The sequence below is a fragment of the Leifsonia sp. ZF2019 genome (assembly GCF_019924635.1).
In the GTDB taxonomy this organism is placed as follows: domain Bacteria; phylum Actinomycetota; class Actinomycetes; order Actinomycetales; family Microbacteriaceae; genus Leifsonia.
In genome coordinates, this window is record NZ_CP065037.1 from 2,572,738 (window position 1) to 2,592,228 (window position 19,491).

20 protein-coding genes are annotated in these 19,491 nt (G+C 69.5%); 6 read left to right on the forward strand and 14 right to left on the reverse strand.

What is annotated here, in order from left to right:
• Window positions 1–17: 17 nt before the first annotated feature.
• From IT072_RS12565 to IT072_RS12575, 3 genes are all read right to left on the reverse strand, one after another.
• The gene (locus tag IT072_RS12565) at window positions 18–1,403 is read right to left on the reverse strand and encodes a class II 3-deoxy-7-phosphoheptulonate synthase (protein WP_223357068.1); all 1,386 of its coding nucleotides are present in this window, start codon (window positions 1,401–1,403) and stop codon (window positions 18–20) included.
• 109 nt (window positions 1,404–1,512) lie between these two features.
• Window positions 1,513–2,202 carry a lysophospholipid acyltransferase family protein gene (locus tag IT072_RS12570; RefSeq protein ID WP_223357069.1) on the reverse strand — a complete coding sequence of 230 codons (690 nt, stop codon included), beginning with the start codon at window positions 2,200–2,202 and terminating at the stop codon, window positions 1,513–1,515.
• 28 nt (window positions 2,203–2,230) lie between these two features.
• Window positions 2,231–3,178, reverse strand: a complete 948-nt coding sequence (locus IT072_RS12575; protein WP_223357079.1) for an ROK family glucokinase — start codon at window positions 3,176–3,178, stop codon at window positions 2,231–2,233.
• Window positions 3,179–3,329: 151 nt separating this feature from the next.
• Between IT072_RS12575 and IT072_RS12580 the strand changes: the two genes are divergently transcribed.
• Window positions 3,330–5,159 (forward strand): AMP-dependent synthetase/ligase, encoded by a 1,830-nt coding sequence (locus IT072_RS12580; RefSeq protein ID WP_223357081.1) that lies wholly within the window; start codon window positions 3,330–3,332, stop codon window positions 5,157–5,159.
• A gap of 42 nt (window positions 5,160–5,201) precedes the next feature.
• Here the strand turns inward: IT072_RS12580 and IT072_RS12585 are convergent, their stop codons facing one another.
• The 5 genes from IT072_RS12585 to IT072_RS12605 form a co-directional block, all read right to left on the reverse strand.
• On the reverse strand, window positions 5,202–5,669 hold the full coding sequence (locus tag IT072_RS12585) for a hypothetical protein (RefSeq protein ID WP_223357082.1): 468 nt from the start codon (window positions 5,667–5,669) through the stop codon (window positions 5,202–5,204).
• 584 nt (window positions 5,670–6,253) lie between these two features.
• A complete protein-coding gene (locus tag IT072_RS12590) occupies window positions 6,254–7,093 on the reverse strand; it encodes an NAD-dependent epimerase/dehydratase family protein (protein WP_223357086.1) in 840 nt (279 codons plus the stop codon).
• 35 nt (window positions 7,094–7,128) lie between these two features.
• Window positions 7,129–7,620, reverse strand: coding sequence for a peptide deformylase (gene def, locus IT072_RS12595; RefSeq protein ID WP_223357088.1), 492 nt, complete (start codon window positions 7,618–7,620; stop codon window positions 7,129–7,131).
• A gap of 38 nt (window positions 7,621–7,658) precedes the next feature.
• Entirely contained in the window at window positions 7,659–8,969 is a 1,311-nt protein-coding gene (locus IT072_RS12600; protein WP_223357090.1) for a MinD/ParA family ATP-binding protein, read from the reverse strand.
• Between the two features lie 53 nt (window positions 8,970–9,022).
• Window positions 9,023–12,427 carry a pyruvate carboxylase gene (locus IT072_RS12605; RefSeq protein ID WP_223357092.1) on the reverse strand — a complete coding sequence of 1,135 codons (3,405 nt, stop codon included), beginning with the start codon at window positions 12,425–12,427 and terminating at the stop codon, window positions 9,023–9,025.
• Window positions 12,428–12,506: 79 nt separating this feature from the next.
• On the opposite strand from IT072_RS12605, the gene IT072_RS12610 reads away from it, so the two are divergent.
• Window positions 12,507–13,316, forward strand: coding sequence for a ParA family protein (locus tag IT072_RS12610; RefSeq protein ID WP_025157657.1), 810 nt, complete (start codon window positions 12,507–12,509; stop codon window positions 13,314–13,316).
• Window positions 13,317–13,404: 88 nt separating this feature from the next.
• Here the strand turns inward: IT072_RS12610 and IT072_RS12615 are convergent, their stop codons facing one another.
• The 4 genes from IT072_RS12615 to IT072_RS12630 form a co-directional block, all read right to left on the reverse strand.
• The gene (locus tag IT072_RS12615; protein ID WP_308443805.1) at window positions 13,405–13,956 is read right to left on the reverse strand and encodes a MerR family transcriptional regulator; all 552 of its coding nucleotides are present in this window, start codon (window positions 13,954–13,956) and stop codon (window positions 13,405–13,407) included.
• A 129-nt stretch (window positions 13,957–14,085) separates the two neighbouring features.
• Complete coding sequence (gene ftsR, locus IT072_RS12620; protein WP_223357099.1) at window positions 14,086–14,778, reverse strand: transcriptional regulator FtsR; 693 nt, start codon at window positions 14,776–14,778, stop codon at window positions 14,086–14,088.
• Window positions 14,778–15,287 (reverse strand): FHA domain-containing protein, encoded by a 510-nt coding sequence (locus tag IT072_RS12625; RefSeq protein ID WP_374758256.1) that lies wholly within the window; start codon window positions 15,285–15,287, stop codon window positions 14,778–14,780. Before IT072_RS12625 ends, ftsR begins: the two co-directional genes overlap by 1 nt.
• Window positions 15,274–15,909, reverse strand: coding sequence for a CDP-alcohol phosphatidyltransferase family protein (locus IT072_RS12630; RefSeq protein ID WP_223357101.1), 636 nt, complete (start codon window positions 15,907–15,909; stop codon window positions 15,274–15,276). Before IT072_RS12630 ends, IT072_RS12625 begins: the two co-directional genes overlap by 14 nt.
• Before the next feature lie 43 nt (window positions 15,910–15,952).
• Between IT072_RS12630 and IT072_RS12635 the strand changes: the two genes are divergently transcribed.
• A complete protein-coding gene (locus IT072_RS12635) occupies window positions 15,953–16,783 on the forward strand; it encodes a DUF1295 domain-containing protein (protein WP_223357103.1) in 831 nt (276 codons plus the stop codon).
• Between the two features lie 34 nt (window positions 16,784–16,817).
• On the opposite strand, the gene IT072_RS12640 is transcribed toward IT072_RS12635, so the two are convergent.
• The gene (locus IT072_RS12640) at window positions 16,818–17,315 is read right to left on the reverse strand and encodes a hypothetical protein (protein ID WP_223357105.1); all 498 of its coding nucleotides are present in this window, start codon (window positions 17,313–17,315) and stop codon (window positions 16,818–16,820) included.
• 63 nt (window positions 17,316–17,378) lie between these two features.
• Between IT072_RS12640 and IT072_RS12645 the strand changes: the two genes are divergently transcribed.
• The 3 genes from IT072_RS12645 to IT072_RS12655 are packed head-to-tail and all read left to right on the forward strand — an operon-like array spanning window position 17,379 to window position 19,074.
• On the forward strand, window positions 17,379–17,861 hold the full coding sequence (locus tag IT072_RS12645) for a hypothetical protein (protein ID WP_223357107.1): 483 nt from the start codon (window positions 17,379–17,381) through the stop codon (window positions 17,859–17,861).
• Between the two features lie 2 nt (window positions 17,862–17,863).
• Window positions 17,864–18,235, forward strand: coding sequence for an RNA-binding S4 domain-containing protein (locus tag IT072_RS12650; protein ID WP_223357109.1), 372 nt, complete (start codon window positions 17,864–17,866; stop codon window positions 18,233–18,235).
• Window positions 18,235–19,074, forward strand: coding sequence for a DUF72 domain-containing protein (locus IT072_RS12655; RefSeq protein WP_223357111.1), 840 nt, complete (start codon window positions 18,235–18,237; stop codon window positions 19,072–19,074). The genes IT072_RS12650 and IT072_RS12655 overlap by 1 nt, the downstream gene beginning before the upstream one ends.
• Here the strand turns inward: IT072_RS12655 and IT072_RS12660 are convergent.
• Entirely contained in the window at window positions 19,071–19,460 is a 390-nt protein-coding gene (locus IT072_RS12660) for a VOC family protein (protein WP_223357112.1), read from the reverse strand. The two genes, IT072_RS12655 and IT072_RS12660, sit on opposite strands and share 4 nt — an antisense overlap.
• Between the last annotated feature and the right edge of the window lie 31 nt (window positions 19,461–19,491).

The window sequence follows — 19,491 nt, forward strand, 5'->3', positions numbered from 1 at the left end:
CTCTTCCGTGGCGTGCGTCAGGCGTTGCCGAGCTCCTCCGCGACGAGGAACGCCAGCTCCAGCGACTGCATGTGGTTCAGTCGCGGGTCGCACAGCGACTCGTAGCGCGTGGCGAGGGTCTCCTCGTCGATGTGCTCGGAACCGCCGAGGCACTCGGTGACGTCGTCACCGGTGAGCTCGACGTGGATGCCGCCCGGGTTGGTGCCGGCCGCGCGGTGCGCCTCGAAGAAGCCCTTGACCTCGTCGACCACATCGTCGAAGCGACGGGTCTTGTAGCCGTTGGGCGTGGTCAGGCCGTTGCCGTGCATCGGGTCGGTGACCCACAGCGGCAGCGCGTCCGCGCCCTTGATGGCCTCCAGCAGCGGCGGGAGTGCGTCACGGATCTTGCCCGCGCCCATCCGCGTGATGAAGGTCAGGCGACCGGGCTCGCGCTCCGGGTCCAGCTTGTCGATCAGGCGCAGCATCGTGTCCGGCGTGGTCGTCGGACCGAGCTTGACGCCGATCGGGTTGCGGACTCGGGAGAGGAAGTCGACGTGCGCGCCGTCGAGCTCCCGCGTACGCTCCCCGATCCACACGAAGTGAGCGGAGGTGTTGTACGGGGTCCCCGTGCGCGAGTCGATGCGCGTCATCGGCCGCTCGTAGTCCATCAGCAGCGCCTCGTGGCTGGCGTAGAACTCGACGCGCTTGAGCTCGTCGAAATCGGCGCCCGCCGCCTCCATGAACTTGATCGCCTTGTCGATGTCGCGCGCCAGGCCCTCGTACCGCTGGTTCGCCGGATTGGCGGCGAAGCCCCTGTTCCAGCTGTGCACCTCGCGCAGGTCGGCGAAACCGCCCTGCGTGAACGCGCGGATCAGGTTCAGCGTGGACGCCGCCGTGTGGTAGCCCTGGACGAGGCGGCGCGGGTCGGCCTGCCGCGATTCGGGGGTGAAGTCGTAGCCGTTGACGATGTCGCCCCGGTAGGCCGGCAACGTGACGCCGCCGCGGGTCTCGGTGTCGCTCGAGCGCGGCTTGGCGAATTGTCCGGCCATCCGCCCCATCTTGATGACGGGGACGGAGGCGCCGTAGGTGAGGACGACGGCCATCTGCAGGACCGTCTTCACCCGGTTGCGGATCTGGTCGGCGGTCGCTCCGGCGAAGGTCTCGGCACAGTCCCCGCCCTGCAACAGGAACGCGTTGCCCTCGGCGGCGCGCGCCAGACGCGAGCGCAGCTGGTCGACCTCTCCCGCGAACACGAGCGGCGGCAGGGTGGCGATCTCGGCGGAGGCGGCGGCAGCGGCCTCCGCATCCGGCCAGGTCGGCTGCTGCTTGATCTCGAGGGTGCGCCAATAGTCCAGGCCCTCGATCACGGACTCGTCTGGTCGCACGACGGGATCTGTGGTCTGTAGCACTGGTCTTCCGCTCATTCGGGGGCGCGCCGCACTCGGCCGCGCCGGTGGGATTGGTGGATACCGAGCCTACCGTGCCGCGCAGCGAGAGCGTGACCGCGGGGCGATCGCGGGTCGAATGTGACGATCAGCGGGAGAGCGAGGCCCGCTTCTCCTTGACCGTGCTCGCATACACGTCGACGTATTCCTGCGCTCCGAGCGCGTGCAGCTCGTACATGATCTCGTCCGTGACGGAGCGGAGGATGAAACGGTCGCCCTCCATGCCGTCGAAGCGGGAGAAATCGAGCGGCTCGCCGATGATGATGCCGATGCGGCCGATCTTCGGGACGCGCGTGCCGATCGGCATGATGTCGGCGGTATCGACCATCGCGACCGGGACGACCGGTACGCCGGCCTCCAGGATCATCCGGGCGACGCCGGTGCGTCCGCGATAGAGCTTGCCGTCGGGGCTGCGCGTCCCCTCCGGGTAGATGCCGAGGATCTCACCCCGGGCCAGCACCGCGAGACCGGTGTTGAGCGATGCCTCCGACGCTTTGCCGCCGGAGCGGTCGATGGGCAGCTGCCCCGTCGCCTTCATGAAGGTCTTGGTCGCCCATCCCTTCAGCCCCTTGCGCGTGAAGTAGTCGCTCTTGGCGAGGAACGAGACGTGCCGGTCGACGATGAGCGGCAGGAAGATCGAGTCGATGAACGAGAGGTGATTGCTGGCGAGGATGACGGCCCCACCGGCGGGGATGTTGTCGAGACCGACCACCCACGGCCGGAAGATCCCGCGCAGGACGGGTCCGACCACCACGTATTTCATCAGCCAGTAGAACATCGCTCTGCAGCCTAGCCCCCGTCCGGCGTCAGAGGGAGGCGTGCACGCGGGCGAGATCCGCCGCGCCGACGACACCCGCGTCGTTCACGAGCTCGGCGATCTTGAACTCGGGCTCGGGGTGGTACCCGCGGGCCGGGAGGTTCTCGAGGTACGCCAGGCGGATCGGCTCGAGCAGCAGCTCGCCGGCCTGGGCGACCCCGCCGCCGAACACGAAGAGCTGCGGGTCGAGGATGGCGCCCAGGCTCGCGCAGGCCTGTCCCAGCCAGTCGCCGAGCTGGCGGAGCGCGGCGAGGGCGCCGGGGTCCCCCGCCATGATCAGGGTCGAGATGTCACTGCCGCTGAGGGTCCCGGTGCGTGCGCGCACGTCGGCGAGGGCCTGGCCGATGCCGCCCGCGTCGGCGAGCTCGTTCGCCATCCGCTGCAGCGCGCGGCCCGATCCGTACTGCTCGATGCAGCCGTGCGCACCGCAGCCGCAGGGCAGGCCGCCGGGCACCACGCGCATGTGGCCGATCTCGGCGCCGGCACCGAAGCCGCCGCGGAAGAGGCGGTCGTTGCTGACGATCGCCCCGCCGACCCCCGTGCCGATGGTGAGGATGACCATGTCGCTGACGAGACGGCCCGCGCCGAAGCGGAACTCTGCCCATCCCGCAGCGTTGGCATCGTTCTCGATCAGGACGGGCAGGTCGATGCGCTTCTCGAGCTTCTCCCGGAACGGCTCGTGGCGCCAGTTGATGTTCGGGGCGTAGTAGACGGTCGACTGCGCGGCGTCGATGAATCCGGCGGCCGCGACACCGGCGCCCGCGATCTCCTCCGGACCGTCGGAGAGGCGCTCGATCATCTCGACCACAGCGTTCTCGATCTCCGCCGGGCTGGTCGCGTCGGTCGGGACACGGTCCTCGCGCACGATGACCCCGAGCTCGTCGACGACGGCCCCCGCGATCTTCGTGCCTCCGATGTCGATCCCGATCGCGTGCACAGGCAGAACCTTCCAGAGGGGGCGGTGGTGGGATGGTGGGGGCGGGCCGCCCGGGAGGCGACTCCCGCCGCACCATCTAGAGTGTAGTTAACGAGTCCGGCCGAAGCCATTCGGTCGAGCCAGTCGCCCACCGGTATCGAAGGAGCTGCCCGTGATCAGTTTCGAAACACCCGCCGTCGTCCCTGCCGACCCCGAGGCCAACTCGACCGACCTGCTCATCCAGCGGGTCGCCGCGACCCCGGACGCGCCGCTCTTCAGCGTTCCGGACGGTGCCGGTTGGCGAGACATCACCGCAGCCGAGTTCCACCGTCAGGTCGTCGCGCTCGCCAAGGGACTGGTCGCCGCGGGAATCCAGCCCGGCGACAAGATCGGCCTGATGTGCAAGACGCGGTACGAGTGGAGTCTCATCGACTTCGCGACCTGGTTCGCCGGCGCAGTGCTCGTGCCCATCTACGAGACCTCCTCCCCCACGCAGATCCAGTGGAACATGGCCGACTCGGGCGCCATCGCCGTCATCCTGGAGAACGCCGAGATGCACGCCCGCTTCGACGAGGTGCACGCCGACCTCCCGCTGATCGGGGACGTGTGGCAGTTGCACCTGGGCGACCTCGACAAGCTCACCGCGGCCGGGGTCGAGGTGCCGGACGCGGAGATCGAGCGGCGCCGTAACCTCGCCCGCGGCGAGGACATCGCCACTCTGATCTACACCTCGGGCTCGACCGGCCGCCCCAAGGGCTGCGTGCTCACCCACTCCAACTTCGTCGAGCTCTCCCGCAACTCGGCCGAAGCGCTCACCGAGCTGGTCAACCAGCCGGGCGGCGCCTCCACCCTGCTCTTCATCACCACCGCCCACGTCTTCGCCCGATTCATCGCGGTGCTGTGCGTCACCGGAGGCGTGAAGGTCGGGCACCAGGCCGACACCAAGCAGCTGCTGCCTGCGCTCGCCAGCTTCAAGCCCACCTTCCTCCTCGCGGTCCCCCGCGTGTTCGAGAAGGTCTACAACTCGGCCGAGCAGAAGGCGGAAGCCGGCGGCCGGGGCAAGATCTTCCGCGCCGCCGCCGCCGTCGCCGTCGAGCACTCGAAGGCCGTCGAGTCCGGGTCGGTGCCGTTCGGGCTGAAGCTGAAGTTCGCCCTCTACGACCGGCTCGTCTTCAGCAAGCTGCGCGCCGCGATGGGCGGGCGGGTCCGATACGCCGTGTCGGGCTCCGCCCCGCTCGGTGCGCACCTCGGCCACTTCTTCCACAGCCTGGGCATCAAGATCCTCGAAGGCTACGGCCTCACCGAGACCACGGCCCCTGCGACCGTCAACCTCCCGGACTCCTTCAAGATCGGGACCGTCGGCCCCGCGCTCCCCGGTGTCGCGCTGCGGCTGGCCGACGACGGCGAGATCCAGGTGAAGGGGATCAACGTCTTCAAGGAGTACTGGAAGAACCCGGAGGCCACCGAGGCCGCCTTCGACGACGGGTGGTTCAAGACGGGCGACCTCGGCTCGTTCGACGCCGACGGCTTCCTCTCCATCACCGGTCGCAAGAAGGAGATCATCGTCACCGCCGGCGGCAAGAACGTCTCCCCCGCCGCTCTCGAGGACCCGATCCGCGCCAACCCGCTCGTCGGCCAGGTGGTCGTCGTCGGCGATCAGAAGCCGTTCATCTCCGCCCTCGTCACCCTCGACACTGAGATGCTGCCCACCTGGCTCGCCAACAACGGCGAGGACAAGGACATGACGCTGGCCGAGGCGTCCGTCAACCCGGCCGTCAACGCCGAGATCCAGCGCGCGGTCGACGCCGCCAACGCCGGCGTCTCGCGTGCAGAGAGCGTGCGCAAGTTCGTCGTGCTCGCGACCGAGCTCACCGAGGCGAGCGGCCACCTGACGCCGAAGCTCAGCATCAAGCGCAACGTCATCCTCGCCGACTTCGCCGACGTCATCGACGGCATCTACAGCGACAACCCCAAGACCCAGGGCATCTCCCTCGCCTACTGACCCCGCGCGATATTCGTGCCGAATGTCGAGTTTCACGCCGCGTTACTCGACATTCGGCACGAATCTCCGGAGGCGCGTGACGAAGGCGGCGCGCTCGTGGAACAGGTCGCGTGCCGTCACGCGTACCACCCGCCACCCCTCACGCTCGAGCAGTTCACGTCGCTCGATGTCGAGATGCCACTGGCGCTGGTCCACGCGGTGACCGTCGCCCTCGTATTCGAGGGCGATACGGTGGCGCGCGACCGTGAGGTCGGGGTGCAGGACAAGCCGGCCTCCGTCGACAGGTACAGGCGCATTGACGGCAATACCCGACACACCGCACTCCTCGAGCAGCAATCGCAGCAGCGACTCCGGCCGAGAGTCCGTTCCGTAGCGGATGCGCCGCAGCGCCCAGGTGCGAGAGCGTGAGCCCTTGGTCCGATGCAACTCGTCTGCCAGTGCCGCGAGATCATCATGGGTCACAAGGGCTTCCCTGCCGCGGGCTCCCACCAGGTGATCGCCTGCCGCCACTAGATCCTCCCTATCCAGAACCCCCGAGAGTTGGCACCAAATGTGCGCGGGCGCCGAAATGCGAAGACCATCCGTCACTGCGCCCTCGACACTGCGCAAGCTGTGCCCGACGACGCCTCGCGCGCGGCGGCGTTCGCGGGTATTCGACGGCGACGTGCAGGATGCCCTGCACGATGCCAGGTGGCAGGGGAATGCCGAGCAGAGCCGCGGCTGTCTGGTGACTGAAGTAGGCATCCGCCGGCATCACATGCAGGTAGGCCCGGCACCGCGCGAGCACACCCTCCGGTGGTCGAAACGTGTGGACGGCGTGGAACGGATGATGCAGGTCGCGAGCGCGGAGGCGCGACGCACTCACGCCCGACAGGCGTGCGTCCTCCGAGGTGAAGGATCGTCCACCGAGGCCGGCGGGAAGAGGTGCAGGAGTGCGCATCCCCTCATCGTGGCAAGCAGCTCGCCGCTCCTGCGCCCTCCCGACGCTTCTGTGGAAAAGTACCTCCTCATCGCCACAACTGTGGACGAACATTCGTGACGATTCGCAGGAATGGCGCACGCAGAGTCGACATTCGGCACGAATGCCGAAGGGGTCAGTCGCGCCAGGAGTGGGCGGGGGCGTAGCCGAGGAGGCGGCGGGCCTTGTCGATGGAGAGCAGGGTGTCGTTGACGCCGAGCTCGCCCTTCAGCGGGACGCCGGGGAAGACCTCGGCCACGAGCTCGGCGTTGGGACGGGTCATCACGGTGTCGGCGGCGGCGATGATGAAGCGGTCGAAACCGGTGGCGTCCCAGTCGAGGGCGCGTTTGACGGCCTGCGCGCCATCGCGGGCGTCGATGTAGCCCCAGAGGTTCCACTTGCGGGCCCGCGCGTCGTCGTCGAACGACGGGAACTCGGCGTAATCGGACGGGTCCATGACATTGGAGAACCGCAGCGCGACGATCTTGAGCGACGGGTCCCAGCGCACGAGCTCGATCGCCATCTGCTCCTCGAGGTGCTTGACCAGGGAGTAGGTCGACTCGGGACGTGCCGCGTAGTCCTCGTCCACCGGGATGTACGGCGGGGGCACGTCGAACGGCAGACCGAGCACGGTCTCGCTCGACGCGTAGACGATGTTCCGGATGCCCGCCCGGCGCGCGGCCTGGAAGACGTTGTACGTCGCGCGGATGTTGTTGTGGAAGGTCGCCACGTCGCTCAGGATGCCCGGGGCGGGGATGGTGGCGAGGTGCACGATCGCGTCGAACCCGGTGTGCCGGTCGTCGACGCCGAGAATGGCGTCGAGCGTCTGCCCGAAGTCGGTCAGGTCGACGCGCACGAAGCCGGGTCCGCGCTCTCCCACCACGTCGAGGCTGACGACGTCGTCGCCGCCCGCTCGCAGTTCGCGGACGACCGTGCGTCCGAGCTTGCCTGATCCTCCGGCGACCGCGATGCGCATGACGTCAGTCTAGGAGGAGGGAGGGACGGTCCGGGTCAGAACCAGTCGCTCTCGCGCACCTGCTTCATGGCCTCGCGCCGCGTCTCCTTGTCGAGGCGGTCGAGGTAGAGCTTCCCGTCGAGGTGGTCGGTCTCGTGCTGCAGAGCCTGCGCCATGACGCCGGTGCCGGAGACCTCGATCTCGTTGCCGTCGACGTCGATCCCACGCACGCGGGCGAAGGGATAGCGGAGGGTCTTGAACCACAGCCCCGGGACGGAGAGGCAACCCTCGTCGACCAGTTCGGGCTCGCCGGAGACCTCGACCAGCTCCGGGTTGATGACGTAGCCGACGTCGCCGTCCACGTTGTAGCTGAACGCGCGCAGGTTGACGCCGATCTGCGGAGCCGCGACACCGGCGCGCCCCGGCGGCAGCACGCTGTCGACCAGGTCTTCGACGAGGCCGCGCACCCCGTCGTCGATCTCGCCGACGGGCAGGGATGGGGTCTTCAGGACGGGGTCGCCGAAAATACGGATCTGACGCTCGGTCACGAGTACTACTCCTCGGTGGGGCGGACGGACGGACGGGCTCAGTCGCGCTCGGCGGGAAGTCCCTCGACCACGAGCGCGGCGAGGGTGCGGGCGGAGAGCTTGGTCAGCGGCTTGAGTGCCTTCCACTGCACCACAGAGCCGGCGGCGAGCTGCGGGTCGTACGGGATGCGGACGATCTCGCGGACCCGCGAGCGGAAGTGCGCCTCGATCTCCTCGAGCTTGACCAGGTTCGTTCCCTGCGTCGCCGTGTTGAGCGCCACGATCGCGTTGCGCACGAGATCGCCGTAGCCGTTCGCCTCGAGCCAGGTCAGGGTCTCGGACGCGAGGCGCGCCTCGTCGACGCTGCCGCCGGAGACGATGACGAGGGAGTCGGCGCGCTGGAGGGTGGCCCGCATGACAGAGTGGACGATGCCGGTGCCGCAGTCCGTCAGGACTATCGAGTAGAAGCGCGCCGTGAGGTCGGCGACGACGTTGTAGTCGTTCTCGTCGAACGCCTCCGAGAGCAGAGGGTCCGTGTCGGATGCGAGGATGTCGAGCCGCGTCTCGTCCCGCGAGACGAGCGCCGAGAAATCGGTGAAACCCGTGATGCTCGCGGCCTTGTGCACCACGTCGCGCACGGTCGCCCGCGTCTGCTTGGGCACGCGCTCCGAGAGGGTGCCGCGATCCGGGTTGGCGTCGATGGCGACGATGCGGTCGTCGCGGGCGTCGGCCAGCGCCATCCCGAGCAGCGTGGTGACGGTGGTCTTGCCGACGCCGCCTTTGCGGGTCAGCACCGGCACGAAGCGGGTGCCGCCCTCGAACTGCTTCTGGATGCGGTGGTCGAGCTCCTTGCGCGCACGCACCGTGGCGGAGTCGCCCAGGTTCACCGTGCGGAAGGTCGCGTTGTAGACGAAGCGCTGCCACGGACCCTCCGGGCCGGGACGGGTCTTGCGGTTGACCTCCAGCAGCCGGTCGGCGGTGAGCATGGCCGCCGGTTCGGGCTGCGTCGAGTGCTCGCCGCGCATCCGGTCGCGCCGTGACTGCCCGAACTGCTCACGCTGAGTGTCACCGGCCGGCAGCGGGACGACCGGCTCCGCCGTCTCCGTGCGGGTCGTCTCCGTCGGGCCGGTGGCCAGACGAGAGGCGACGATCGCGACGGAGGTCGTGCTCGGCTCTGTCGGCGACGCGACGAACCCGGGGTCGATCGGGATGTCGTCGATCGCGACTGCGGCCTCGTCATCCGGCACCTCTCGCGGAGGGGTCGGCGGAAGATCCACGGCGATGCTCAGCGTCTCCGGCGTGGTGAGCGTGAGCTCCTCGTCCAGGGGCGTGAGGTCGCGGCGCTCCGGCTCCTCCGGCTTCTGTGCCACGTTCTTCGGTCTCCTCCTGCCTCCTCACGGAGGCGACTTCGACAGTGTAGGCGCTACGCCGTCGCGACCACGACCAGGAGGTCGCCGGCATCGACCTGCTGGGTCTTCGGGATCGCGAGCCGCTCGATCGTCCCCGCGATGGGGGAGGTGATCGCCGCCTCCATCTTCATGGCCTCGATCGACGCCACGGCCTGCCCGGCCTCGACGCGGTCGCCGACGGCGACGTGCAGGGTGACGACGCCCGAGAACGGCGCGGCGATGTGGCCCGGCTTCGCCGAGTCCGCCTTCTCCGCCGCCTTCGTCTCGACGACGATGCTGCGGTCGCGCACGAACACCGGGCGCAGCTGGCCATTGAGCGTGGTCATGACGGTGCGCATGCCCTTCTCGTCCGCCTCGCCGATGGCTTCGAGCCCGATGTAGAGGCGCACGCCCTTGCTGAACTCGATGACGTGCTCCGCGCCCGGCTTGAGACCGTAGAGGTAGTCGAGCGAGTCGACGACCGAGAGGTCGCCGAACAGTTCGCGCATCTGCTCGAAGATCCGGGTCGGGGCGGGGAAGAGGAGCCGGTTGAGCGCGGCGCGGCGCTCCGCGCTCGAGCCTTCGAGCGCGGCCGCGTCCTCCGCGGGGACGTCCTCCACACCGACCTTGACCGTCTTGCCGGCCAGCACCTTGGTGCGGAACGGCTCGGGCCAGCCGCCGGGCAGCTCGCCCAGCTCGCCCGCCATGAAGCCGACGACCGAGTCCGGGATGTCGTAGTTCTGCGGGTTCTCGGCGAAGTCGTCCGGGTCGGCGTTCACGGCCGCGAGGTGCAGAGCGAGGTCGCCGACGACCTTCGACGAGGGCGTCACCTTGGGGATGCGTCCGAGGATGCGGTTGGCCGCCGCGTACATGTCCTCGACGAGCTCGAAGTCCTCCGCGAGGCCCAGGGCCTTGGCCTGCTGACGCAGGTTGGAGAGCTGTCCGCCCGGGATCTCGTGCTTGTACACGCGGCCGGTGGGCCCGGGGAGGCCGGACTCGAACGGCGCGTAGACATGGCGCACGGCCTCCCAGTACGGCTCGAGGTCCTCGACGGCGGAGAGCGAGATGCCGGTGTCGCGCTCGGTGTGGGCGAGCGCGGCGACGAGAGCGGAGGCGCTCGGCTGGCTGGTGGTGCCCGCCATCGGCGCGCTGGCCACGTCGACCGCGTCGGCGCCGGCGCGGGCCGCGGCGAGAAGCGTCGCGAGCTGGCCGCCCGGGGTGTCGTGCGTGTGCACGTGCACCGGCAGGTCGAAGCGCTCGCGGAACGCCGCGACGAGCTTCTCGGCCGCGGACGGACGCAGGAGGCCCGCCATGTCCTTGATCGCCAGGATGTGCGCGCCCGACTCCACGATCTGCTCCGCGAGCCTCAGGTAGTAGTCGAGCGTGTAGAGGTCCTCGGCCGGGTCGAGCAGGTCGCCCGTGTAGCAGACGGCGACCTCCGCGACCGCGGTGCCCGTGGCGAGCACCGACTCGATCGCCGGGCGCATCTGGGACACGTCGTTCAAGGCGTCGAAGATGCGGAAGATGTCGACGCCGGTCGCGGCGGCCTCGCGCACGAACGCGTCCGCGACCTGCGTCGGGTACGGCGTGTAGCCGACGGTGTTGCGCCCGCGCAGCAGCATCTGGATGTTGACGTTGGGCAGCGCTTCGCGCAGCGACGCCAGACGCTCCCACGGCTCCTCGCCGAGGAAGCGGAGCGCGACGTCGTAGGTCGCACCACCCCAGGCCTCGACCGAGAGCAGCTCGGGCGTCATGCGCGCGACGTAGGGCGCGACCGCGAGGAGGTCCTTGGTGCGCACGCGGGTCGCGAGCAGAGACTGGTGCGCGTCGCGGAACGTCGTCTCCGTGACCGCGAGGGCCTTCTGCGCGCGGAGCGCCTCGGCGAAGCCCTTCGGTCCGAGCTCCAGCAGCCGCTGACGGGAGCCGGACGGCGCGGGGACGTTGAGGTCGATCCTGGGCAGCTTGTCCGCCGGCTCGGCCGTCTCGGGCCGGGGGCCGTTCGGCTGGTTGACCGTGACGTCGGCGAGCCAGTTGAGGACCTTCGTGCCGCGGTCCTTCGAGACGCGGCCCTTGAACAGCTCCGGCCGCTCCTCGATGAAGGCGGTCGAGACGTCGCCGGCGATGAAGTCCGGGTCCTCCAGGACGGCCTGCAGGAACGGGATGTTGGTGGCGACGCCGCGCACGCGGAACTCGGCCAGGGCGCGACGGGCGCGCGAGACGGCGGCCGGGAAGTCGCGCCCGCGGCAGATGAGCTTGGCGAGCATCGAGTCGAAGTGGGGGCTGATCTGCGATCCGGGGCTGATCGTGCCGCCGTCGAGGCGGATGCCGCCGCCGCCGGGCGAGCGGTAGGTGGTGATCTTGCCGGTGTCGGGGCGGAAGCCCGCGGTCGGGTCCTCCGTCGTGATGCGGCACTGCAGGGCGGCGCCGCGGATGTGGACGGTGTCCTGGCTGAGACCCAGCTCGGCGAGCGTCTCGCCCGCGGCGATGCGCATCTGCGACTGCACGAGGTCGACGTCGGTGATCTCCTCCGTGACGGTGTGCTCGACCTGGATGCGCGGGTTCATTTCGATGAAGACGTGCTCGCCCGCCCGGTCGCCCGCGGTGTCGAGCAGGAACTCGACGGTGCCTGCGTTCTCGTAGCCGATCGACTTCGCGAAGGCCACCGCGTCGCGGTACAGCGCCTGGCGGATGTCGTCGGAGAGGTTCGGCGCCGGGGCGATCTCGACGACCTTCTGGTGGCGGCGCTGCACCGAGCAGTCGCGCTCGAACAGGTGCATCGTGTTCCCCGCGCCGTCGGCGAGGATCTGGACCTCGATGTGGCGGGGGCGCAGAACGGCCTGCTCGAGGAACATGGTGGGGTCGCCGAAGGCGCTGTCGGCCTCGCGCATCGCCTCTTCGAGGGCGGCGCGCAGCTCGCCCTTGCTGTTCACCCGGCGCATACCGCGGCCGCCGCCTCCCGCGACCGCCTTCGCGAAGATCGGGAAACCGATCTCGTCCGCGCCCGCCAGCAGCTCGTCGATGTCGCGCGACGGCGGCGTGGACTTCAGCACGGGCACACCCGCGGCGATCGCGTGCTCCTTCGCCGTGACCTTGTTGCCCGCCATCTCGAGCACCTCGGCGCGCGGGCCGATGAAGGTGATGCCTGCCGCGCGCGCGGCCTCGGCCAGGTCGGGATTCTCGGACAGGAAGCCGTACCCGGGGTAGATCGCATCGGCGCCCGACTCCTTGGCGACGCGGATGATCTCCGCGACGTCCAGGTACGCGCGCACCGGGTGGCCCGGCTCGCCGATCTGGTACGCCTCGTCGGCCTTGAGCCTGTGCATCGAGTTGCGATCCTCGTACGGGAAGACGGCGACCGTCTGGGCGCCCAGCTCATAGGCGGCGCGGAAAGCACGGATCGCGATTTCACCACGGTTGGCAACGAGGATCTTACGGAACATGGGGACCTTTCGAGCAGGGGTCGACACCACACAGCAAACGGTTAGGTTCTCTAAGACTAGTGAAGGTAACGTGGCTCTCGTGCACGTACTCAGCGTTAGTTCCCTCAAGGGCGGCGTCGGAAAGACGACCGTGACCCTCGGACTGGCCTCTGCCGCGTTCGCGAAAGGGCTGCGGACGCTGGTCGTCGACCTCGACCCGCAGTCCGACGTGTCGACCGGCATGGACATCCAGGTCGCGGGCCACCTCAATGTGGCCGACGTGCTCGCGTCCCCCAAGGAGAAGATCGTGCGCGCCGCGATCGCGCCCTCCGGCTGGACCAAGGGCCGCGCGGGCAAGATCGACGTCATGATCGGCAGCCCGTCCGCGATCAACTTCGACGGGCCGCACCCGAGCATCCGTGACATCTGGAAGCTCGAGGAGGCGCTCGCCAACGTCGAGCACGACTACGAGCTCGTCCTGATCGACTGCGCGCCGTCGCTGAACGCCCTCACGCGCACGGCGTGGGCCGCGAGCGACCGCGTCGCCGTCGTCACCGAGCCCGGGCTGTTCTCGGTCGCCGCCGCCGACCGGGCCCTGCGCGCGATCGAGGAGATCCGCCGCGGCCTGTCGCCGCGCCTCCAGCCGCTCGGCATCATCGTCAACCGTGCGCGCGTCCAGTCGTTGGAGCACCAGTTCCGCATCAAGGAGCTGCGCGACATGTTCGGGCCGCTCGTCCTCGCCCCGCAGCTCCCGGAGCGTACGTCGCTGCAGCAGGCGCAGGGCGCCGCGAAGCCGTTGCACGTGTGGCCGGGCGAGAGCGCACAGGAGATGGCGCACAACTTCGACCTGCTGCTGGAGCGTGTGCTGCGCACCGCCCGCATCGGCGAATACGCGACCGCCGGATCCTGACGCGTAACGGCCTGCTCCTGATCGGAGGCGCGGGCTCGACACCCGACGTCGGATGATCCGCCCGGACGCCCGCTGGGCGGGACCGGTTCTAGGAGGCCTTGGACTTCGAGGCGCGGCGCTGGGCCAGCTCGTCGAGCGAGTCGCTCTGCGTGTCGAGCTCGACCAGGCTGGACTCCACCTCGCGGAGGACCTTGCCCACGGCGATGCCGAACACGCCCTGGCCGCGACTCACGAGGTCGATGACCTCGTCGTTGGAGGTGCAGAGGTAGACGCTGGCGCCGTCGCTCATCAGCGTGGTCTGGGCGAGGTCGCTGACCCCAGACTCCCGCAGCTGGTTCACGGCGGTGCGGATCTGCTGGAGCGAGATCCCGGTGTCGAGGAGACGCTTGACGAGCTTCAGGACGAGGATGTCGCGGAAACCGTAGAGACGCTGCGAACCCGAGCCCGCCGCGCCGCGGACGGTCGGCTCGACCAGGCCCGTGCGGGCCCAGTAATCGAGCTGGCGGTAGGAGATGCCGGCCGCCCGGGCGGCGACCGCACCGCGGTAGCCGTTGGCGTCGTCCATGTCCGGCAGGCCGTCGGTGAACAGCAGACCCAGGTCGTACCGGGCAGCGCCGTCGTCACGACTCGCTTCGCTCATGATGTTCGCCTCTCGCCCGTTCTCGGATCGTGCGCCGACGGTGGGCGCTTCATCCACGGTACCGATGCGGGAGGTCCCGGGCAACGACATCCGGACATTCACTGTCGGCGTGTCGAGCGGTTCGGTCGGTCACGGACGCAGGCGCGCCAGCGACGAGCGGATGATGCTGCCGCGGACAACGTCGAGCTGACCGGCGATCTCGCGCGCGAGCTCGGCCGTGCGCGCCTTGCTGGAGACGTCGTTGCGGCGCGCGATCGGCACGAGGGCGGTCTCGATGAGACCGATCTCGCGTTCCGCCGCGGCGCGGAATCCGCGCAGATGACGGGGCTCGATGCCCGACTTGCGCAGTTCGACGAGGGCACCCAGCACGGTCAGGGCGTCCTCCCCGTAGAGGTCGGCCGGGGCGATCAGAGAGGCCGTGATCGCCTGCTGCAGGAGCTCCGGGCTGGCGCCCGACTCCCGCAGCAGGTCGTCCCGTTGGAGGCGCCGTTCTCCGACCAGGATCGACGGCGCGGCCGCTCCTCCCGGGATGCTCGGCTCGAGGCCGGCGTCGAGGTCGGCGAGGTAGGCCTTGATGACCTTGAGGGGCAGATAGTGGTCGCGCTGCATCCCGAGCACGGTGCGCAGTCGCTCGACATCCTCCGGGGAGAACTTGCGGTAGCCGGAGGGCGTGCGGGCCGGGGAGACCAGGCCGCGCTCCTCGAGGAAGCGCAGCTTGGACGACGAGAGGTCGGGGAACTCCGGAGTCAGTCGCTCGAGGACCTGCCCGATGCTCAGCAGGGCGCGCGAGGCGCCCGACGCCCTCGCCGCTTGCCGGGCCACTAGCCGTTCGCCGCGGCGGCGAGGTCTTGGCGGGACGCGTAGAACGTGAGCCGGAACTTGCCGATCTGGACCTCGGCGGAGTCGGAGAGCAGCGCGCTCTCGATGCGGACCCCGTCGAAGTAGGTGCCGTTCAGCGACCCCAGGTCGCGCACCTCGAACGCCGTGCCACGGCGGGTGAACTCGGCGTGGCGGCGGGAGACGGTCACATCGTCGAGGAAGATCTCGGCGTTGGGGTGACGGCCCGCGGTCGTCACGTCTGCGTCGAGCAGGAACCGCGCCCCGGCGTTCGGCCCCCGGCGCACGACCAGCAGGGCGGAACCCGAGGGCAGGGCGTTGATCGCCTCCTGCTCCTCCGGCGAGATCTCTCCGTCGAGCGGGAACATCTTCGAGACGAAGTCCTCGCCGAAACGCGCCGTAGTGTCTTCATTCCCCGACGCGGATTCACGCAGGGGGTTGTTCCCGGCGTCGTCCGCCGGTCGGTTCAGGTAGTTCTCGTCAGGCACCGTCAACCTCCTCGTGATCCAGCGTATCCGATCGAGCGGCCCCGTCATCGGCCGGAAGGCGTATTACTCGGGCGGTTTCGCGAATGTAGACGATACCTGCCCACCAGTAGAGGAAGGCGCCCCACAGGGCGAAGGCCCAGCCGAGCGGCAGGGAGAAGGGCGCGAGCGGGGCGAAGGCCTCGCCCAGCATCAGCAGCGGAAGCGCCCAGAACAGGCAGAACGTCGCGACCTTGCCCAGGTGATGCACCGGGAGCGGGCCGAAGCCGTGGTTCGCGAGGATGACGCCCAGCACCGCGAGCATGACGTCACGGGCGACGATCACGGCCACGAGCCACCAGGGGATGACCTCCCGCCAGGCGAGACCGATCAGCGCGGCGAAGATGTAGAGCCGGTCGGCCGCCGGGTCCAGGAGCTGCCCGAGACGGGACACCTGGTCGAGCCGGCGCGCGAGGTAGCCGTCGAGGAAGTCGGTGATGCTCGAGACGACGAGCACCAGGAGTGCGAGTGCGTCGTAGCCGACGATCACGAACGCCAGGAACACCGGCACCAGGGCGAGCCGGAAGAAACTGAGGAGGTTCGGGATCGTCCAGACGCGGGAGCTCACCTCGCGTTCGCCGACTCCATCCACATGTCCACTCTACTGACCGACGCCGAGGCCTAGGATGACGGACGTGGAGCCCTTTCTCATCTGCCTCTGGATCCTCATCGGAGTGTGCGCGCTCACGTGGGTGCTCTCGCTGATCACCGGCGAGCACTCCTGGGTCGACCGCATCTGGTCGCTCGTGCCGCTCGCGTACGTCTGGGTGTTCGCGGGGGCGACCGGGCTCAGCGATCCGCGTCTGGTGCTGATGGCGGTGCTCGTGACCCTCTGGGGCGCGCGGCTCACGTTCAACTTCGCGCGGAAGGGCGGCTACGCGCCGGGCGGGGAGGACTACCGCTGGGAGGTGCTGCGCGGCCGCATGCCGGCGGCGGCCTTCCAGCTGTTCAACCTGTTCTTCATCGTGATCTACCAGAACGTTCTGCTGCTGCTCATCTCGCTGCCCGCGTGGACCGCCTACGAGCACCGCACTCCGCTCGGGCCGCTCGACATCGTGCTCGCGATGGTCTTCCTGGCGTTCCTGGTCGGCGAGACCGTCGCGGATCAGCAGCAGTGGGACTTCCACCGCTGGAAGAAGGCCGAGGTCGCCGCCGGCCGCACGCCGTCGCCGCGGTTCCTGCAGACCGGGCTCTTCCGCCTCTCGCGCCACCCGAACTTCTTCTTCGAGCAGGCGCAGTGGTGGGTGCTCTTCCTGATCGGCTGCACCGCGGCGGGGTCGATCCTGCAGTGGACCGTCATCGGACCGCTGCTGCTCACCGGCCTCTTCATCGGCTCGACGGTCTTCACCGAGAGCATTTCGCGGTCGCGCTATCCGGAATACGTCGAGTACCAGCGGCGCACCTCGCCGATCGTGCCGTGGTTCCCGCGCCGCGGCGGCGCGGAGCCGGTCACCGCGTCCCGCTGACCGAGTCCTGCCGGCCGCTCCGTGCGGCGGCCGCTCAGGAGGTCGCGGCCTCCGGGCGCGCGGGCTTGGGGAACACCGAGCGCATGTGGTCGGAGTCGAGATAGTCGGCGACGCCGATCAGCAGCAGACTGAACACGATCTGCTCGGTGACCATCCAGAGCGGGTAGAGGCCGGGGATCGCGGCGAGCACCAGCGTCACCACGGGGAAGATCTTGGAGAACAGCCGCAGGCGCGAATACGCCCAGTAGTAGCCCTTCTGGGCGCGCCACGCGAAATAGAACAGGGTGGCGGTCATCGCGAGCACGATCAGGGCGCGCATCCACACGGCGAAGGGCACCGCGACCCCGCCGAGGGTGAGCACCACGGCGACGACGACCGCGGCGAGCCCGATCAGCAGCTCGGCGACGAGCAGCCAGAAGATGACGACGAACGCGCGACGGGTGCGCGGGTGGTCGCGTCCCTCCATCGGCACCGTGTAATCGGCGTGGCGTCCGCCCGCGAGGCGATCGAGCCGCTTCAACAGTTGTTCCATGCCTTCACGGTACCGCGGCGGGTGATCCGGGCACCGTGCGGGCGGAGCGCGTACCGTGGAGCCATGTCGTGCATCCGCTTCAACACCCCTGCCCAGCGCCAGGCGATGCGTGAGCACCGCCCGGCGATGCTCACGGCGGAGGAGGCCGCGGCCCTCCACCCGTCGCCGCCGGTGACGGAGAGCAAGATCCGCCGGCTGCGGCTGCTCGCGACCGACGCCAACCCGAAGATCCGGGAGGCCGTCGCCAGCAGCTACAACACACCGCTCGACCTCTTCGAGAAGCTCGCGGTCGACCCTGACGAGGGGGTGCGCGGGTGCGTCGCGAAGAACGAGGCGACGCCGTGCGACATTCTCCGCGAGCTCGCCGACGATCGCTCGGAGACGGTTCGGGGCTGGGTGGCGGTCAACTATTTCGTGCCGGCCGATGTGATGGAGAAGCTCGCGAAGGACCGCAGCAGGACGGTCCGCAGCCTCGTGCAGTGGAAGGCGCAGCTCGCCGAGGAGGAGGCGGTCGAGCACTCCGCCGCCGTGCCCGCCGGGGCCTGACCGTGCCCGACCCCTCGAGCGTCCGTGTCGACGCGTGGGCGTGGGCCGTCCGGCTGTTCAAGACGCGCTCGGCGGCCTCGGACGCGTGCAAGGCCGGCCACCTGAAGATCAACGGCGACCGCGCCAAGCCGTCGCAGCAGGTGCGGGTGGGCGACGAGGTGCGCGCCTTCGTCGCCGGAACCGAGAAGATCTACGTCGCGCGTCGGCTGATCGTGAAGCGGGTCGGTGCCGCGGTCGCGGCCGACTGCTTCGAGGACCGCACTCCTCCCCCGCCGCCCCGGGCGGAGACGCCCACCGACGTGACGCGTGAGCGCGGCGCAGGACGCCCGACCAAGCGGGACCGGCGGCAGATCGAGCAACTGCGGGGCCGCTGATGGTGCGGCGGACGCGTGGGACCGCCCGGGTCGGGATCGCCGGCTGGACCTATGCGCCGTGGCGCGGGGTCTTCTACCCGAACGGCCTGCCGCACCGCGCCGAGCTGGCCTACGCGGCCGAGCGCCTCGACTCGATCGAGCTCAACGGGAGCTTCTACTCCCTGCAGCGGCCCACCAGCTGGCGCAGATGGGCGGCGGAGACCCCCGATGATTTCGTGTTCTCCATCAAGGGCGGCCGCTACATCACGCACATCCTCCGCCTGAGGAACACGCGGGAGGCGCTCGCGAACTTCTTCGCGTCCGGGATGCTGACCCTCGGACCCAAGCTCGGCCCGCTGCTGTGGCAGCTGCCGCCGAACCTGCCCCTCGACCCCGAGGCGCTGGACGCCTTCCTGGCCGGCCTGCCCACGACCACCCGGGAGGCCGCCTCGCTCGCCTCCGAGAGCACGCTCGACGAGGACCGACGGGATGCCACGACCCCCGCCGACGTCCCGCTGCGGCACGCGGTGGAGGCGCGCCATCCGTCGTTCGCCGACCCGGAGTTCGCTCGCATCGCCCGCGCGCACGGGGTCGCGGTCGTCGTCGCCGACACCGCAGGACGGTACCCGATGCTGCGGGAGGTCACCGCCGGCTTCGTCTATGCGCGCCTGCACGGCGACGAGGAGCTCTACACGAGCGGCTACACCGACGAGGCGCTCGACCGCTGGGCGACGGACATCGACCGCTGGCTCGACGACGGACTCGATGTCTACGCGTACTTCGACAACGACGTGAAGGTGTGCGCACCCTACGACGCGATGGGCCTGCGCGAGCGCCTCGTCGGTCCGGCCCGACCCTAGTCCTGCAGCACCGACATCACATTGCCCGCCGGGTCGCGGAACCACGCGATGTCGGGCCCGCGGTTGTGGCTGCGGCCGCGCAGCACGCCCTTCTCATCGGTCGGGAGGTTCGGGTCGTCGTAGATCGTCGTGACCACCCCGCGCCCGTTCAGTTCGTCGACGGCCGCATCGATGTCGGCGACGACGAGGTTGAGGATCGTGAACGTGGCCGGGACGTGGTCCGGCTTCGGGTAGACGAAGACGTGCGACCCTCCCGGGAGGGCGATGTCGAGGTTGCCCATCGGCCCGTCCGTGCAGTCCAGCCCGAGGGTGTCCCTGTAGAAGGCGCGTGCGGCGTCGATGTCGTCGACGCTGAACCCGCTGAAGATGTCGAGTGCGGTGACCATGCCCTCCACTCTTGTCCTCCCAGGGGTTCGC